The following is a 16,245-nucleotide window of genomic DNA, read 5'->3' as shown; positions in this document are numbered from 1 at the left end:
CGAAGGGTCGGTCAGGCGGCCGGTGCCGCGGCCGCCCGCTCGGCCAGCGTGAACACCGCCACCGTCTGCGTCAGCTGCGCGGCCTGCTGCTTCAGGCTCTCGGCCGCCGCGGCGCTTTCTTCCACCAGCGCGGCGTTCTGCTGCGTCACCTGGTCGAGCTGGTTCACCGCATCGCCGATCTGGCCGATGCCGCTGCTCTGTTCGTTGCTGGCGGCGCTGATCTCGGCGATCAGGTCGTTGACGCGCCGCACTTGCGCGACCACCTCGCCAATGGTGCGGCCGGCGTCGCCGACCAGCGTGCTGCCGGCCTCGACCTTCTCGACGCTGGCGCCGATCAGCGACTTGATCTCGCGCGCCGCCTCGGCGCTGCGTTGCGCCAGCAGCCGCACCTCGCCGGCCACCACCGCGAAGCCGCGGCCCTGCTCGCCGGCGCGCGCGGCTTCCACCGCGGCGTTCAGCGCCAGGATGTTGGTCTGGAACGCGATGCTGTCGATGGTGCCGATGATGTCGGCAATGCGGCGCGAGCTGTCGCTGATGTCCTGCATCGTCGCCACCACCTGGCCGACCACCGTGCCGCCCTGGTCGGCCACGCTGGCGGCCTGCGCGGCCAGCTGCGCGGCCTGGCGTGCGGTGTCGGCGTTGTGGTTCACGGTGGCGGTCAGCTGCTCCATCGAGGCCGCGGTCTGCTGCAGATTGCTGGCCTGCTCCTCGGTGCGCTGGCTCAGGTCGGCATTGCCCTGGGCGATCTGGCCGCTGGCGGTGGCCACACTGTCGGCATTGCCGCGCACGCCGGCCACGATGCGCGCCAGGTTCTCGGTCATGCGCTGCAGCGCGGCCAGCAGCTGGCCGGCTTCGTCGCGGCGCCTGGTCGTCAGCTGCGCGCGCAGGTCGCCTTCGGCCACCGTCTCGGCCAGCTGCACGGCCTGGCGGATCGGGCCGGTGATCGAGCGGGTGATCAGCCAGGCCAGCAGCGCGCCGGTGACCATGCCCAGCGCCAGCAGCCCGCCCACGAGCCACAGCGTGTGCTGGTAGTTGCGCTGCGAGTCCTGGTAGGCGCCGTCGCCCCCCTGGGTCTGGAACACGACGTCGCGGCTCACGGCGGCCATCAGGTCGCCGAAGACCTTGCGGCTGTCACCCTGGTAGATGGCCATTGCCCCGCTGGTGTCGCCCTTGCTGGCCAGCTCGATCGAGCGGGCCTGCTGCGCGACGAAGCGGGTCTCGGCCGCGCGGATCTCGTCGGCGATGCGGCGCTCGGTCTCGGACGCCACGGTGGCGTCGTAGCGCTTCCAGGCTTCGGCGGCCTCCTGGGCCGCGTCTTTCAGGTGTTGGACCTCGGCGGCCCGGGCCTCCGGCGTCGGGCTCATCAAGGCCATCGCTTCGGCGCGGCGCTGCCCGTTCAAGGCCGCCTGGTACTCGCCCAGCGTGCGGGTCCCGACCAGCCAGTTGGTGGCGAGTTCGGCCGTGGCGTCGTTGACGGCCGCCAGGCGGTTGATCGCCGCCAGTCCTAGCACCAGCAGCAGGGCCAGCATGGCGGCGAAGCCGAGCCCCAGCCGGGTGCCGATCTTCAGGTTGGAGAACATGGACATGGTTGCCTTTCCTGCGAACGGGTGTGTGAGGGGAAGGTGGCGAGCTCAGCAGACGGTACCGAGGGCGGCGCCATCGTGGGGTCCTGCCAGATCGCGCAGCCGGCCACGCTGGCTGGTGAACCAGCCCAGCAAGTCGCCGCCCGGCATCGGCCTGGCCAGCAGGTAGCCCTGGGCCAACTCGCATCCCAGCAGCCGCAGCAGGCGCCAGTCGGCCGCGGTTTCGACGCCTTCGGCCACCGTGGTGATGCCCAGCCGCCGGCCGATGTCCAGCGCGCTCAGCAAGATGGCGCGGCGGTTCGCGCGCTCGCTCGCGCCGTGCACGAAGCTGCGGTCGATCTTCAGCTCGGTGAAGGGGCAGCGCGAGAGGGTCTGCATCGACGAGTAGCCGATGCCGTAGTCGTCCATCGCCAGGCCGAAGCCCTTCAGGCTCAGCCGCGCCAGGTTGGCCAGCGAACGCGTGCTCATCAGCGAGGTCTCGGTCACTTCCCAGGTGACGGCGGCCGGCGCGATGCCCTGCGCAGCGACCAATGCGGTCAGGCGCTCGATGAAGCCGGCATCGGCCAGGTCGTCGGCCGACAGGTTCAGCGAGACGCTCAGGTTCGGCAACGAACGCGACCACTGCTGCATCTGCCGCAGCGACTGCTCGACGATGGCCAGCGTGAAGCGCGCCATCAACGGCGTGCCTTCGATGCGCGGGATGAAGCGCTGCGGGCCGACCAGGCCCAGCGTCGGGTGCTGCCAGCGTGCCAGCACTTCCACGCCCCGCAGCCGCACGTCGCGCAGCGAGAGCTTGGGCTGGAAGTACGGCACGAATTCGCCTGCCGCCAGCGCGCGCTCGATTTCCGGCAGGTCCGGCGCCGCGGCTGTTGCGGCGTTGCCCGGCGCGGCCGGGCGCTGGCCGGCACGCCGGGGCTTGAGCGCATCGTCGAGCAGGGGCTGCAGCTGTTCGCGCGCCACCGGCTTGACCAGCGTGCCGAGCAGCCGGGTCGCGCGCTGCTCGCTGCCCAGGCGCTCCACCGTTTCCAGCAGGCGCGGGTCGCGTGCGCTGGCCACGATCAGGTGCTCGGCGAGGCCGGCCGCGTCGACACGGCCGAGCAGTTCGATGCCGTCCATGCCGGGCATCGCGATGTCGGTGATGACCAGGAACACCGGCTCGGCGCGCGATTGCAGCAGGCGCAGCGCCTCGTGGCCCTCGGCAGCCTGCAGCACGTCGGCCAGGCCCATGTCCTGCAGCATCGCCACCAGGTGCTCGCGCTGCGTGGGGCTGTCTTCGACCACCAGCACGCTCAGCGCGGTGGGTACAGGGGGCGTCATGTTCACGGGCTCCCGAGGGCGCTGGCACTCGGGCCGAGTGCCAGGATTTCGCGGTCGATGGCCGCCAGCGGCACGCTGCGCTCCACCGCGCCGCGCTTGACCGCTTCGCGCGGCATGCCATAGACCACGCAGCTGGCTTCGTCCTGCGCCACGGTGCGGGCGCCGGCCTCGCGCATTTCCAGCAGGCCGGCGGCACCGTCGTCGCCCATGCCGGTCATGATGATGCCCAGCGCATTCGCGCCGGCGCAGCGCGCCACCGAGCGGAACAGCACATCCACCGAGGGGCGATGCCGGCTGACCGGTGGCCCGTCGACCACCTCGACGAAATACTGCGCGCCGTTGCGCCGCAGCAGCAAGTGGCGGCCGCCGGGCGCGATCAAGGCGCGGCCCGGGCGCACGCGGTCGTTGCTCTGCGCTTCCTTGACCTCGATGGCGCACAGCTGGTCCAGCCGCTGCGCGAACGCGGCGGTGAACTTCTCCGGCATGTGCTGCACGATGACGATGGCGGGGCTGACGCGCGGCAGCGCGGTGAGCACCTGCTCCAGCGCCTGCGTGCCGCCGGTGGAGGTGCCGATGGCCACCACCTGCTCGGTGGTCTGCGCCATCGCGCGCGGGGCGGCCATCGGCGCCGCAGGCAGGATCACGTCGGCGCTCTGCGTCGGCCCTGCCGGGGCCGCCGTCGGCGGCCGCGGCGCGAGCCGCCCGACGTTCGCCCGCGCCGCGGCCTTCACCGCCTGCACCAGCTCGCTCGCGCTGTCCTGCAGGAAGCGCTTCAGGTCCAGCTTGGGTTTGGTGACGATGGCCACCGCGCCGGCAGACAGCGCCTCCACCGAGGTCTTCGCGCCGCGCTCGGTCAGCGTCGAACAGATGACCACCGGCGTCGGCCGCTCGGCCATGATCTTGCGCAGGAAGGTGATGCCGTCCATGCGCGGCATCTCGACGTCCAGCACGATCACGTCCGGCCACGCGCTCTTCATGCGCTCCATCGCCAGCAGCGGATCGGCCACCGCATGCAGCACCTCGATGCCCGGCGCGGCGGCGAGCAGCGCGCCCAGCACCTGGCGCACCACGGCGGAGTCGTCGACGATCATGACCTGGATGCTCATGGTGTAACGCTCACATCCGGCGGTAGACCGAAGGCGCCACCGCGCGCAGCTCGGGGTGCATGTCGGTCAGCGATTCGGAATGGCCGATCAGCAGATGGCCGCCTTTCTTGAGCGTCGTCACCAGCCGGGCGACGACCTCGCGCTTGGTGGTGGCGTCGAAGTAGATCATCACGTTGCGCAGGAACACGATGTCGAACAGGCCCACGCTTGGCAGCGGCCGGTCGAGGTTGATCTGCAGGAAATTCACGCGCTGTCGCAGCGCGCGCTGCACCAGCAGCGTGCCCGCCTGCGGGCCGGTGCCACGCAGGCAATAGCGCCTCAAATACTCGGGGGCGATGCCCTCGGTGCGCGTGTCCGGGTAGTGGCCGCTGCGCGCGCGCTCGAGCATGCGGCTGCTGATGTCGGAGGCCAGCACCTCCCACGGCAGGTCGCCCTGCGCATCGGCCAGCACCATCGCGATGCTGTAGGGCTCCTCGCCGCTGGAGCAGGCGGCGCTCCACACCCGCAGCGGCTGGCCCTGCCGGCGTGCGTCCAGGGCCAGTTCGTGCAGCAGCTCGAAATGGCGCGGCTCGCGGAAGAAGTAGGTCTCGTTGGTCGTCAGCAGGTCGATCGCGCGCTGCACCTCGTCGGGCTCGCGGCCGCTGCGCAGCAGCGCGTGGTACTGCGTGTAGCTGGCGAGGCCGCGCTCGCGCAGTCGCTTGTCGAGCCGGCCGCTGACCAGCGCCTTCTTCGCCGACGACAGCGTGATGCCGGCCGACTCGTGGATGAAGGCCTGGAACTGCCGGAACTCGCGCTCGCTGATCTCGATCGTCATCGCGGGCTCCGGCGCGCGCTTCAGGCGGCCAGCGCTTCGGCGCTGCCGACGGTCACGGCCAGGCCGTCGATCGCCAGCACCTGCTGGATGTTCAGCAGGATCACGAACTTGCCGTTGACCTTGCCCATGCCCGAGACGAAATCGGTGGCAATGGCCATGCCGAAGCTGGGTGGCGGCTCGATGTCGGCCGGCGCGATCTCCTGCACCGCGTTGACCGAGTCGACGACGATGCCCACCACCTGCTGCTCGCCGTTGACTTCGAGCTCGACGATGACGATGCAGGTTCGCTTGGTGACCTCGGCCGTCGGCTTGCCGAAGCGCACCGCCAGGTCCATCACCGGCACCACCGCGCCACGCAGGTTGATCACGCCGCGAATCGTGGCCGGCATCATCGGCACGCTGGTCAGGCCGCCGTACTCGATGATCTCCTTGATCGACAGGATGCCGATCGCATACACCTCGCCGCGCAGCATGAAGGTGAGGTACTGCGTCGGCTCCAGGGTCGCCGCGTTGGCGGCGACGGGAACGAGAGCGTTCATGGTCTGTCCTTCGCTTGGCCAGGAGGCGATCAGTACTTGACGAAGTGGCTCTCGTCCGGCGCCTGCTCGCTGCCGTGGGCCTTGGGCTCGGCGCGGCGCGCCGGGCCTGCGGGCGTGCGCGCGGCGGCCTTGCGCAGCACCTGGCGCGCGGCGCTCGCCGGGGTGGTTGCGCTGCCTTCGGTCTTGAAGAAGCTGATGATGTTCTGCAGCTCCTCGGCCTGGCCGCTCATCTCCTCGGCGGTGGCGGCCAGCTCTTCGGAGCCGGCGGCGTTCTGCTGCGTGGTCTGGCTCAGCTGCGCGACGGCGGAGTTGATCTGCGCGACGCCGGACGATTGTTCTTCCGAGGCGGCGGTGATCTCCTGCACCAGGTCGGAGGTGCGCTTGATGTTGGGCACCATCTCGTCGAGCAGGTGGCCGGCACGCTCGGCCAGCTCGACGCTGGAGCCGGCCACTTCGCCGATCTCCTGCGCCGCGACCTGGCTGCGTTCGGCCAGCTTGCGCACCTCGGCGGCCACCACTGCGAAGCCCTTGCCATGTTCGCCGGCGCGGGCCGCCTCGATGGCCGCGTTCAGCGCCAGCAGGTTGGTCTGGTAGGCGATGTCGTCGATGATGACGATCTTCTTGGCAATCTGCTTCATCGCCGCGACGGTGGACTTCACCGCCTCGCCGCCTTCGGTGGCTTCGGTGGCGGCCTTGCTGGCCATCGCGTCGGTGGCCTTGGCGTTCTCGGTGTTCTGCGTGATCGAGGCCGTCATTTGCTCGACCGAGGCGCTGGTCTCCTCGACGCCCGAGGCCTGCTCGGTGGCCGCTTGCGACAGCGACTGCGCGGTGGAGTTCACCTGCTCGGCCGCGCTGGCCAGGCCGTTCGCGCTGTTGGACACCTCGGACACCACGTGCGAGAGCTTGCCGACCATCTGCTTCATCGCGAACAGCAGGCTGCGGTCGTCGCCGGCGCGCAGGGCGATGTCGATCGTCAGGTCGCCCGCGGCCACCTGCTCGACCACCCGGGCCGCATAGGCCGGGTCGCCGCCGAGCTGGCGCATCACCGCACGCAGCATGAACAGGCCCAGCAGCATCAGCGCCACCAGCGCCACGCCGCTGGTGCCGTACATCAGCACCTGGGCGCGGGTGGAGGACTCGGTGGCGTGCTGCACCGCCGCGTCTGCGTACTGCTTGTTCAGCTCGACCAGCTTGCCCAGGCTGGCTTCGGCGGCGGTGAACAGCGGGCGGGCGTCCAGCAGCAGCTGGTGGAACTGCTCGAACACCTGCTTGCGCTGCGCCGGCGAGTCGGCCTTGCTGCCGTCCTTCATCAGCGCCGTCAGCTTCATGTCGGCGGCCTTCCAGGCGTCCCACTCCTTCGTGAACTGCTTCCACACCTGGGCCTCCTCGGGCTCCTGCGGCAGCGGTTCGTAGACCTTCCAGGCCTTCTCTGCGCGGGCCCAGGCGGTGGCCTTGCGCTCGATGGCGCTGTCGATGTCCTTCCACTCGGCCGGGTACAGCGCCAGCGCGTCGAAGGCGCGGCTGTTGGAGCGGATGGCGGTCTGCGCCTCGTTGATGACCTGCAGCGAATTGATCGACGGCAGCCGGTTGCGGCCGATCTCGTCGAGCATCTCGGCGTCGCGCTTCAGGCCGAAGAAGGCGATCACGATCACCGCCAGCAGGGCCAGCACGCCCACGCTGATCAGCGTGAGGATCTTGGCCTTGAGCGAAACATTGGCAAACATGGTGGGGTCCCTTTCTGCAGGGGAGGGTGGATTCAGTTTGAAAGTTGTTCGGCGCGCGGCGCCGGGCTGGTGACACTGGCCATCAGCGCGGCCACGTCGAGGATCAGGGCCACCTCGCCGCTGCCGAGGATGGTGGAGCCGGAGATGCTCTTGACCTGGGCGAACACGCGCGACAGCGGCTTGATCACGGTCTGGAACTCGCCCATCAGGCTGTCGACCACCAGGCCGAAGCGCTGGCCGGCCTGCTGGATCACGACCACGCTCTCGCGCCGCGGCGGCGGCGCCTCGATCTCGAAGTGGTCGCGCAGCCGGATCTGCGGCAGCACCTGGCCGCGCAGGTTGCTGAAGGATTGGCCGGGCTCGCTGGCAAACTCGATGCACTCGTCTACCACCTCCAGCGGCACCACGAACACCGAGCCGCCGACGCCGACCAGGAAGCCGTCGATGATGGCCAAAGTGAGCGGCAGCCGAACGCTGACGGTGGTGCCCATCCCCTCGATCGAGCGGATGGACACGGTGCCGCGCAGCGCCGTGATGTTGCGCTTGACCACGTCCATGCCGACGCCGCGGCCGGAGAGGTTGGTGATCTGCTCGGCGGTGGAGAAGCCGGGCTCGAAGATCAGCTCGAACACTTCGGCGTCGGTGAGGCGCTGGTCCGGCTGCACCAGGCCGCGCTCGAGGGCCTTGGCCAGGATGCGGTCACGCTTCAGGCCGCCGCCGTCGTCGCCGACCTCGATCACGATGCTGCCGGAATCGTGGAAGGCATTCAGCCGCACGGTGCCGCGCTCGGGCTTGCCGCGCGCCTCGCGCTCGTCCGGCGGCTCGATGCCGTGGTCGATGGCGTTGCGCACCAGGTGCAGCAGCGGGTCGCCGATCTTCTCGACCACGGTCTTGTCGAGCTCGGTGTCTTCGCCGCTCACGTCGAGCGCGATGTCCTTGCCGATCTCGCGCGCCACGTCGTGCACCACGCGCTGGAAGCGGTTGAAGGTGGCGCCGATCTTCACCATGCGCAGCTGCAAGGCGCTGTCGCGCACCTGCTGCACCAGGCCCGACAGGCGCGAGGTGGCCTCCTGCAGCTCGGCCTGGTGGGTCTGCTGCGCCAGCAGGTTGGCGCTGGCGCCGGCGATGATCAGTTCGCCCACCAGGTTGATCAGCGTGTCCAGCTTGTCGGCATCGATGCGCAGCGAGCGCGCCTCGGCCGCCTTGCCGTCGCTGGCCTGGCGCTGCTTGACCAGCGCGGCTTCCACCACCTCGGGCGCCACCGCCCGCTGGTTCACCAGGATGCTGCCGATCAGCGGCGCCTGGGGCGTGCTGGCCGCCTCGGCGCTGCGGGCCTGCGCGGCCAGCGCCTCGTTCAGCTCGCGCTGCGTGATGCTGCCGCAGGCGACCAGGATCTCGCCCAGCCGCAGCGCGTGGGTGGGCAGCGACTGGATCAGCTGCACGTATTCTTCGGTGCGGCTGTGCGGTGCGAGCAGGCCGATCGAGCACTCGTCGCGCACGAACTCGAACACGCCCTCGATCTCGGCCTTGCTGGCGCTGCTGGCGAAGCTGATCTCGAAGCCGAGGTGGCAGTTCTCCGGGTCCAGCGCGGCCAGCGGCGGCAGCTCGTCGGTGACGGTGTGGATCGCGACGATGCGGCCCAGGCGCTTCAGGTAGCGCAGGAAGCTGGTCGGGTCCATGCCGTGGCGCAGCACGTCGGGCCCGAATCGCAGCGACAGGTGCCAGTGCTCGCGCATATCGCCGGCTTGGCCGGTGTTGCCGGCCAGGCGTTCGAGGGCAGGGCCGTCGGCCGGCGCGGCTGCGGCCACCAGCGCGTGGCTGGCGGGCTGCGCCTGGTGATGCGCCAGCTGGGCCAGCAGCGCGGCGCCGGCCTGCTGCTGCCCGGCATCGGGGGCCTGGCGGCCGGCTTCGACATCGGCGATCAGCTGGCTCAGATGGTCGCAGCAGGACAGCAGCAGCACCGTCAGCTCCTCGCCGATGTGCAGCGCGCCGCCGCGCACCTCGTCGAGCACGCTCTCGACCACATGCGTGAACGCGACGATGTGGTCGAGCCCGAACAGCCCGGCCGAGCCCTTGATGGTGTGCGCGGCGCGGAAGATGGCGTTCACCGCTTCGGTGCGATCGGCCAGCTGGTCCAGTGCCAGCAGCGCGGATTCCATCTCGCCGAGCAGCTCGCGGCTTTCCTCGGTGAAGGTGTGCAGGGCGGCGTCGAGGTTCATGCGGTGGCTCCGGCATCGGTGGCGCTGTCGATCAGCAGCGGGTCGCCGAAGAAGGCGGCCACGTCCAGCAGCTCGAACACGTCCAGCACCGCCGGGCTGTGCCCCTGCAGGCGCAGCGCGCGGCCGGCCGCGGTGGCCGCGGTCTTGGCCGCCATCAGCAGCTGCAGGCCGGCGGCATCGAATTCACTGACCTCGGCCAGGTCGATCTCGATCGGCGCGCCGTCGCCGTCGGCCAGCGCCTGCAGCAGCAGCGGTTTGAGCTCGGCCGCGCGGTAGATGGTCATCTCGCCGGTGATGCAGATCATGGGGACGTGCCTTTAATGATTTACGGGAGGATGAGTTTCTGCACCGCGTTCAGCAGCGCATCGGGCTTGAAGGGCTTGACCATCCAGGCCTTGGCCCCCGCGGCCTGGCCTTGCGCCTTCTTCTCGGCCTGCGATTCGGTGGTCAGCATCATCACCGGCGTGAAGCGGTAGGCCGGCAGCTGCTTCACCGCCTTCAGGAAGCTGATGCCGTCCATGTTGGGCATGTTCACGTCGCTGATGATCAGGTGCACCTTCTGCCCCTTCAGCTGCGACAGCGCGTGCTGCCCGTCGCTGCCTTCGACCACTTCGTAGCCGGCGCCTTTCAGTGCAATGCCGACCACCTGCCGCAGCGAGGCGGAGTCGTCGACGATCATGATGGTCTTGGCCATGGGGGTGTCCTGTGGTCGTGGTGGATCGGGGTCAGAAGAAGGTGACTTCCTCGCTGGCCTCGGGCACAGCGGCAGCGGCCGCCTGGCCGTGGTGCAGCGCACGCTCGCTGGCCATCGCATAACTGTTTTCCAGCTCGGCCAGCAGCGCGGCGGCGTCCAGCGGCTGCAGCTGCTGCCGCTCGCGGAAGCAGCGCTCGCCATCGGCCAGCAGCGGCGGCACGCGGCCGATGTTGGCGTGCACATGGGCCATCACCTGGCTCACGCGGTCCTGGAACTGCAGCTGCACCAGCGCCTGCGAGATCTCCTCGCGCAGCTGTTCGCGGCTGGCGGCCAGCGCCTGCGCGCGCTGCAGCAGGTGGCCGGTGCTGCTGCGGAAGCCGCCGAGCACCGTGCCGATGCTGGACTCCGAGGCGCGCATCGAGGCCTGGTCGGCGGCCAGCGAGTCTTCCGCGCCGCGGCAGGCGGATTCGATCGCGGCGATCACGCTGTCGACCTTGGCGCCGATCTCGCGGCCGGTCTGCGCCGATTGCTGCGACAGCATGCGCACCTCCTGGGCCACCACCGCGAAGCCGCGGCCATGCTCGCCGGCGCGCGCCGCCTCGACCGCGGCGTTCAGCGCCAGCAGGTTGGTCTGCTGCGCGATGCGCGCGACGGTGGCGGCCATCTCGCGCAGCTCGCCGATGAAGCCCTGCAGCCCGGTGATGCTGCCCAGCAGCGCCTGCTTGCTGGCCATGGCCTCGCGCTGCGCGGCGATCACCGCGTCCAGCTGCTGCTGGCTGCGCGACAGCAGCGGCACCAGGCCGCCGCCGTTGCCGGCCTCGGACAGCTCGGCGGTCTGCTGCAGCTGGTCGACGATGCCGGAGAAGCGCTGGCTCAGCGCGGCGATGGCGGTCTCCATCTGGCCGCGGGCCGACTCGATGTGCTGGGCCCACACCGGCAGCAGCAGCTGCCCGAGCTGCTGCTGGCCGCCGACGTAGCGCGCCAGCGCCGCCCGGTGCTGCCGTTCGGTGTGCAGCTGCCAGCGGCTGATGGCCCCGCCGGCGGTGGCCAGCAGCCCGGCCAGCGCGAGCGGCACCCATTGCCAGGGCGCCAGCGTCAGCAGCGCCAGCGCACCGGCCAGGCCCAGGGCGGCGGGCGCCCACAGGCGCCCCCGGCCGGCGGCGGTGCCAGGGGTCGAACCGGGGGCGTTGGAGCAGTTCATGCGCGGCCTTTGCTAGGGGTTGCCGATCGTTGTTCGTCTCTCGCGTTCTCGGAGTGTCTCGCTGTCCACTTTAAATCAAACAAAACAAATACAACATAAATTGAGCACAATTTGCATGAAAGAGGTGAGCACGCGAGCCGGGCAGGGCCACCGCCCTGGGCGCGTTTCATGCTGGAATCCGGCGATGCCGCTGCCCGACACCGCCCCGCTCGACGATGGCCGACCCTGGGTCGGCGTGCTGCCCGGCGCTGCCGACCGGGCGCTGCCGCTGGTATGCGACTCACCGCACAGCGGCACCCGCTACCCGCTGGACTACGGCTTCGCGGCCGAGCCCGCGCTGCTGCGAAAGGGCGAGGACACGCACATCGAGCGCCTGTGGATGCAGGCACCCGCGCTGGGTGCCACGCTGATCCACGGCCGAGCCCTGGCCCGCGCCGCTGCAGCCCACGCAGCGCACGCGCGAACTGGGCATGGGCCTGGTGTGGCAGCTCACGCCCACCGGCGAGCCGATCTACCAGCGCCGCCTGTCCGTGGCCGAGGTGCAGCGGCGCATCGACCGCTGCTGGCACCCCTACCACCAGGCCCTTCACGCGGCCTGCGACGCCGCGTTGCAGCGCTTCGGCGCCTGCTGGCACCTGAACCTGCACTCGATGCCGGCCAATGCCTACGAGCGCCTGGGGCTGAAGGACCGCGGCCCGCTGGCCGACTTCGTGCTGGGCGACCTGCACGGCCGCACCTGCGCGCCTGCCTTCGTCGACGCGGTGCGCGGCGCGATGCAGGCGCGCGGCTACCGCGTCGCGGTCAACGATCCCTACGCCGGGCAGGAGCTGGTGCGCCTGCATGGCCAGCCGGCGCAGGGCCGGCACAGCCTGCAGATCGAGGTCAACCGCGCGCTGTACATGCACGAGCCGAGCCGCGAGCCCAACGCCAATTTCGAGCGTCTGCAGGCCGACATCGGCGGCATCCTGGCCGAGGTGGTGGACTGGATCCGCCAGCGCAGCGTTGCCTGAGCCGCGCGGCCCGGCTTGAATCAGCGCAGCGCCGCGGCGCCGGCGCGCACCGTGTCGATGAACAGGCGCGGGTCGATCGGCTTGCTCACCACCTTCACCGCCAGCGGCCAAGCGCCCATCGCGGCCAGCCGGTCCGGTGCCAGCCCGCTGACGGCGACGATCAGCCGCGGCCGCACCGTGCTCTCGGTGGCCAGGTGGCGCAGCATCTCGAAGCCGTTCATGTTCGGCATCATGATGTCGGTGATCACCACGTCGGGGGCCGAGTGGCCGATGGCCACCAGCGCCTCGAAGCCGTTCTCGGCATGGTCGATGCTGGCGCCGGGAATCGCCGCTTCGACCAGTGCGCTCATCAGGTCGCGGTCGTCGGCACTGTCGTCCACCAGCAGCACCGACAACGGCCGCGTCGGGCCGTCGGCTTCCGGCGCGGCGGCGCCGGCGCTGGTCTGGCGCGCGATGAAGCGGTCGGCGCTGTCCGCATCGAGCCGCCGGTGGCCGCCCACGGTCTTCCAGGCCTTCAGGTGACCCTGGTCGACCCAGCGCTGCACGGTGGGCACCGAAACGCCCAGCCGGCGCGCCACTTCGGCGGTGGAGTAGGAACGCGGAGGGGTACTGCTGTCGTCTTCGCTCACGGAAGCCATTTAATCACTTCGCTCAGGCGCCGGGCATCGCGGCGGCCAGATGGGCGCGGATCGCCGCGAGCACGACGGCATGTTCCTGCGCCAGCGCCTGCAGCAGCATCGGCAAGCGGTCGGCCTGCTGCTGCTCCAGGGCCTGCTGCAGCGCACGGGCCATGGCCGACAGCGGCATCGCGCCGATGGTGCCGGCGGTCGACACCAGCGTGTGCGCGATCAACACGGCCTGCGCCGTCTGGCCGGCGGCCACCGCGTCGCGCAGCTCCTCGGGCAGCCGGGCGCGCGTGTCGACGAAGCGGCGCAGGATGCGGTCGTGCAGCTCGGCCTTGCCCAGGCAGCGGTCCAGCCCCAGCGCGAACGAGATGCTGCCGTCGGCGCCCATCGCCCCGCGCAATTCGGCCAACCCGGCCAGCCGCGGCAGCGCGCGCGGGGGGGCGGCGCCGAGCACCCGCGCCAGCACGCCGAACAGGTCGTCCGGATCGAAGGGCTTGGTCAGGTAGTCGTTCATGCCGGCCGCCAGGCAGCGCTCTCGGTCGGCCACCGAGGCATTGGCCGTCATCGCGATGATCGGCAGCGCCGCCAGCCGGGCATCGGCGCGGATGCGGCGCGTCACCTCCAGGCCGTCCATGCCGGGCATCTGCAGGTCCATCAGCACCGCGTCCGGCAGCACCGCGTCCGGTGGCTGCAGCAGCTGCAGCGCCTGGGCGCCGCCGGCGGCCACCGTCACCTGCACGCCAGCCTCGCCGCGCAGCAGCTCGGCGGCCACCACCTGGTTCAGCTCGTTGTCCTCCACCAGCAGCACACGGCGGCCGCGCAGGCTGCCACTGCCTTGCGGGGCCGGCGGCGGGGGCGCCTCGGCCACGGCCTCGCGGTCGTCGGCCAGCGCCAGCGGCACGGTGAAGCTGAACGCGCTGCCCCGGCCCGCCGTGCTGCGCGCCGCGATCTCGCCGCCCATCAGCGTCACCAGCTGGCGGCTGATGGCCAGGCCCAGCCCGGTGCCGCCGAAGCGGCGGGTGGTCGAGGCGTCGGCCTGCATGAAGGGCTGGAACAGGCGGCCGAGCTGTTCGGGCGTCATGCCGATGCCGCTGTCGCGCACCTCGAAGCGCAGCGTGCACTGCGTGTCCTGCCGCGACTGCAGCGCGACCGTGGTCGTCACCTCGCCTTCGGGGGTGAACTTCACCGCGTTGTTGCACAGGTTCAGCAGCACCTGCTGCAGGCGCTGCGCATCGCCGCGCAGCCAGGGCGGCACCTCGGGCGCGATGGCCATCGTGAAGCGCAAGCCCTTATGCTGCGCCAGCGCGCCGGCGATGCTGTCCACGCGCTGCAGCAGCTCGTCGAGCCGGAACGGCCGCTGCTCGAGCTCGAGCTTGCCGGCCTCGATCTTCGAGAAGTCGAGGATGCGGTCGATCAGCGCCAGCAGCGAATCGGCGGCCAGCCGGGACTTGCTCAGGTAGTCGTGCTGGCGCGCATCCAGCGGCGTGCGCAGCGCCAGGTGCGTGAGCCCGAGGATCGCGTTCATCGGCGTGCGGATCTCGTGGCTCATGTTGGCCAGGAACTCGCTCTTCGCGCGCGTGGCGGCCTCGGCCTGGTCGCGGGCGCGGGCCAGCGCGTCGGCGGTGGCCTGCAGCTGGGCGGTGCGTTCGGCCACGCGCCGCTCGAGGCTGGCGTTCAGCGCGCGCAGCTCGGCCTCGGCGCGCCGCAGCTCGGTGGCGTCCAGGCTCATCACCAGGATGCACGGCTCGCCGTCGTGCTCGATGGCTTCGGCACTCAGCAGCACCTCGCGCAGCTCGCCGCCCGCCACGCGCAGCCGCACCGGCCAGCCTTCGACGCGGCCATGGGTCTGCACCGCGCGCGCGAAGACCGCGCGGTCCTCGGCCACGATGCCCAGGCCGAACTCGATCAGGCGGTGGCCCAGCACCTGCTCGCGCGTCATGCCGTAGCGCTGCACGGCCGCGTTGTTGATCTCGCGCACCCGAAAGCCGTCGCGGCTGATGATCATCGCCGGGATCGGCGCGGTGTAGAACAGCAGCCGGAAGCGCTCGAGGCCGGCCTCGGCCGCCTGGCGCGCCCGCGCGTGTTCGGCCTCGCGGTCGATCTGGTCGAGCGCGAACGAGACGTCGGCGGCCATCTCGTCGAGCAGGGCCTCCAGCGGCGCATCGAAGTAGCCCGCTTCCTCGGCATGGATGGCCAGCGCGCCGTGGACCTCGCCGCCGCGGCGCAGCACGAAGGCCCCCATCGAGCGGAAGTTGACCTGCAGCGCCAGTGGATGCCACGCGGCCAGGCCCGGGTCCTGCAGGTAGTTGTTGGTGACCTCGTGGCGGCCGGCCACCACCGCGCGGCCCACCACCGAGGCCTGGACACCCGGCCGCGCCAGGGGCAGGCGCTCGGGCAGCGCTGCCGGCACCGGGCCGTCCTGGGTGGCCACGGTCACGCGCCGCAGTTCGCCGTGTTCGATCAGGAAGACGCCGGCGATCTGCGCATGGCCCTCGTCGACGACGATGCGGGCCAGCTGCGCCAGCAGGGCCTGCGGGTCGCGCTCGCGCACGATGAGCTGGTTGGTGCGCGACAGGGCGCGGTAGAACCGGCTCATGCGTTCGGTGCGGGCATCGGCCTCGCGGCGCTCGCGCTGGTGCGCGGAGACGACCGAAGCGCCCAGCAGCGTGCCGACGGCCGCCGCCAGCAGGGCCAGGCCGGCCACCGCCAGCCAGGCGCGGCGCCGCAGGTGCTGGATGCGCTCGGCCTCTTCCTGCGCCACCGACAGCTGCACCTGCAGCAGCTGCTCCATCACGGCGTTCATCGGCTTCAGGGCCGCCGGCAGGTCGTTGGTGGCCAGCTGCGTCAGTGCGCCGAGGTCCTGCTGCGCGATGGCCTGGCGCGCGCGTGCCACCACCGCATCGGCCTGCTGCAGCAGCGGCTCGGCCTGTGCCACCAGGCGCTGCTCCAGCTCGACCAGGTAGGTCTGCTTGTAGGCCCGCCATTGCCGGGTGCTGCGCGCCTGCGCGTCGTCGATGCGGGCGACGGCCTCGGCCGCGCCGAGGCTGCCGTCGCGCACCCGTTGCACGCTGCCGGTGACGTCGGTCTCGTAGCCGGCCACCACCTGGCGCAGCTGGTACAGCGGCACGACCCGGTCCTTGTACAGGCTTTCCACCGAGCTGGCGCTCTGCTCGAGCGCGCGCAGCGCCAGCACGGCCAGGGCCGCCAGCAGGCCGCCGGTGAGCAGCAGCAGCAGCGCCAGGCGCAGCGAAACGCTCCCTCGTGTCATGCCGCGATGCTGCGGGAAGCCCACCGGCGTGGCAACCGGGCATACGCCAGCGGCTGTCTCGGCAAAGAGACGGACCCGTGCTCCACCGTGGTGCGTGGCCGCTTCGACGCACAATGCCGAGGGCGACAGGGCCTGCCGCCTGCT

The 16,245-nt window shown here is 71.0% G+C and carries 13 protein-coding genes and 1 pseudogene; 2 read left to right on the top strand and 12 right to left on the bottom strand.

Annotation, left to right across the window (positions count from 1 at the left end):
* Nucleotides 1-11: 11 nt before the first annotated feature.
* From ACILR4_RS18360 to ACILR4_RS18315, 10 genes are read right to left on the bottom strand one after another with little or no spacing between them, the layout of a single operon-like run.
* Nucleotides 12-1,586, bottom strand: coding sequence for a methyl-accepting chemotaxis protein (locus tag ACILR4_RS18360; protein ID WP_395702313.1), 1,575 nt, complete (start codon nt 1,584-1,586; stop codon nt 12-14).
* Nucleotides 1,587-1,631: 45 nt separating this feature from the next.
* Complete coding sequence (locus tag ACILR4_RS18355; protein WP_395702312.1) at nt 1,632-2,900, bottom strand: EAL domain-containing protein; 1,269 nt, start codon at nt 2,898-2,900, stop codon at nt 1,632-1,634.
* A 2-nt stretch (nt 2,901-2,902) separates the two neighbouring features.
* On the bottom strand, nt 2,903-4,006 hold the full coding sequence (locus ACILR4_RS18350; RefSeq protein ID WP_395702311.1) for a chemotaxis response regulator protein-glutamate methylesterase: 1,104 nt from the start codon (nt 4,004-4,006) through the stop codon (nt 2,903-2,905).
* A 10-nt stretch (nt 4,007-4,016) separates the two neighbouring features.
* Nucleotides 4,017-4,820 (bottom strand): CheR family methyltransferase, encoded by an 804-nt coding sequence (locus tag ACILR4_RS18345; protein WP_395702310.1) that lies wholly within the window; start codon nt 4,818-4,820, stop codon nt 4,017-4,019.
* A 20-nt stretch (nt 4,821-4,840) separates the two neighbouring features.
* Nucleotides 4,841-5,359: a chemotaxis protein CheW gene (locus tag ACILR4_RS18340; protein ID WP_395702309.1), complete on the bottom strand. Its 519-nt coding sequence runs from the start codon at nt 5,357-5,359 to the stop codon at nt 4,841-4,843.
* Between the two features lie 29 nt (nt 5,360-5,388).
* Nucleotides 5,389-7,083, bottom strand: a complete 1,695-nt coding sequence (locus ACILR4_RS18335; protein WP_395702308.1) for a methyl-accepting chemotaxis protein — start codon at nt 7,081-7,083, stop codon at nt 5,389-5,391.
* Nucleotides 7,084-7,115: 32 nt separating this feature from the next.
* The gene (locus ACILR4_RS18330; RefSeq protein WP_395702307.1) at nt 7,116-9,302 is read right to left on the bottom strand and encodes a chemotaxis protein CheA; all 2,187 of its coding nucleotides are present in this window, start codon (nt 9,300-9,302) and stop codon (nt 7,116-7,118) included.
* Nucleotides 9,299-9,607, bottom strand: a complete 309-nt coding sequence (locus ACILR4_RS18325; RefSeq protein WP_395702306.1) for a lipid asymmetry maintenance protein MlaB — start codon at nt 9,605-9,607, stop codon at nt 9,299-9,301. Before ACILR4_RS18325 ends, ACILR4_RS18330 begins: the two co-directional genes overlap by 4 nt.
* A 20-nt stretch (nt 9,608-9,627) precedes the next feature.
* On the bottom strand, nt 9,628-9,996 hold the full coding sequence (locus ACILR4_RS18320) for a response regulator (RefSeq protein WP_395702305.1): 369 nt from the start codon (nt 9,994-9,996) through the stop codon (nt 9,628-9,630).
* 31 nt (nt 9,997-10,027) lie between these two features.
* The gene (locus ACILR4_RS18315) at nt 10,028-11,197 is read right to left on the bottom strand and encodes a methyl-accepting chemotaxis protein (RefSeq protein ID WP_395702304.1); all 1,170 of its coding nucleotides are present in this window, start codon (nt 11,195-11,197) and stop codon (nt 10,028-10,030) included.
* A gap of 115 nt (nt 11,198-11,312) precedes the next feature.
* Here ACILR4_RS18315 and ACILR4_RS18310 point away from each other — a divergent pair.
* A pseudogene (locus ACILR4_RS18310) lies at nt 11,313-11,558 on the top strand (hypothetical protein); the annotation flags it as partial.
* A gap of 109 nt (nt 11,559-11,667) precedes the next feature.
* Nucleotides 11,668-12,207 (top strand): N-formylglutamate amidohydrolase, encoded by a 540-nt coding sequence (locus ACILR4_RS18305; RefSeq protein WP_395702303.1) that lies wholly within the window; start codon nt 11,668-11,670, stop codon nt 12,205-12,207.
* A gap of 20 nt (nt 12,208-12,227) precedes the next feature.
* Here the strand turns inward: ACILR4_RS18305 and ACILR4_RS18300 are convergent, their stop codons facing one another.
* Complete coding sequence (locus ACILR4_RS18300) at nt 12,228-12,836, bottom strand: response regulator (RefSeq protein ID WP_395702302.1); 609 nt, start codon at nt 12,834-12,836, stop codon at nt 12,228-12,230.
* Between the two features lie 22 nt (nt 12,837-12,858).
* Nucleotides 12,859-16,101: an ATP-binding protein gene (locus ACILR4_RS18295; RefSeq protein ID WP_395702301.1), complete on the bottom strand. Its 3,243-nt coding sequence runs from the start codon at nt 16,099-16,101 to the stop codon at nt 12,859-12,861.
* Nucleotides 16,102-16,245 lie beyond the last annotated feature (144 nt).

Origin of the sequence: Aquabacterium sp. (genome assembly GCF_044226965.1) — a bacterium.
Classification (GTDB): domain Bacteria; phylum Pseudomonadota; class Gammaproteobacteria; order Burkholderiales; family Burkholderiaceae_C; genus Pseudaquabacterium.
This window is presented reverse-complemented; position numbering and strand designations above follow the sequence as displayed.

Coding starts and splice junctions, on each gene's coding strand:
- ACILR4_RS18360 (WP_395702313.1), bottom strand. CDS start 1,586: ATGTCCATGTTCTCCAACCTGAAGATCGGCACCCGGCTGGGGCTCGGC.
- ACILR4_RS18355 (WP_395702312.1), bottom strand. CDS start 2,900: ATGACGCCCCCTGTACCCACCGCGCTGAGCGTGCTGGTGGTCGAAGAC.
- ACILR4_RS18350 (WP_395702311.1), bottom strand. CDS start 4,006: ATGAGCATCCAGGTCATGATCGTCGACGACTCCGCCGTGGTGCGCCAG.
- ACILR4_RS18345 (WP_395702310.1), bottom strand. CDS start 4,820: ATGACGATCGAGATCAGCGAGCGCGAGTTCCGGCAGTTCCAGGCCTTC.
- ACILR4_RS18340 (WP_395702309.1), bottom strand. CDS start 5,359: ATGAACGCTCTCGTTCCCGTCGCCGCCAACGCGGCGACCCTGGAGCCG.
- ACILR4_RS18335 (WP_395702308.1), bottom strand. CDS start 7,083: ATGTTTGCCAATGTTTCGCTCAAGGCCAAGATCCTCACGCTGATCAGC.
- ACILR4_RS18330 (WP_395702307.1), bottom strand. CDS start 9,302: ATGAACCTCGACGCCGCCCTGCACACCTTCACCGAGGAAAGCCGCGAG.
- ACILR4_RS18325 (WP_395702306.1), bottom strand. CDS start 9,607: ATGATCTGCATCACCGGCGAGATGACCATCTACCGCGCGGCCGAGCTC.
- ACILR4_RS18320 (WP_395702305.1), bottom strand. CDS start 9,996: ATGGCCAAGACCATCATGATCGTCGACGACTCCGCCTCGCTGCGGCAG.
- ACILR4_RS18315 (WP_395702304.1), bottom strand. CDS start 11,197: ATGAACTGCTCCAACGCCCCCGGTTCGACCCCTGGCACCGCCGCCGGC.
- ACILR4_RS18305 (WP_395702303.1), top strand. CDS start 11,668: ATGGGCCTGGTGTGGCAGCTCACGCCCACCGGCGAGCCGATCTACCAG.
- ACILR4_RS18295 (WP_395702301.1), bottom strand. CDS start 16,101: ATGACACGAGGGAGCGTTTCGCTGCGCCTGGCGCTGCTGCTGCTGCTC.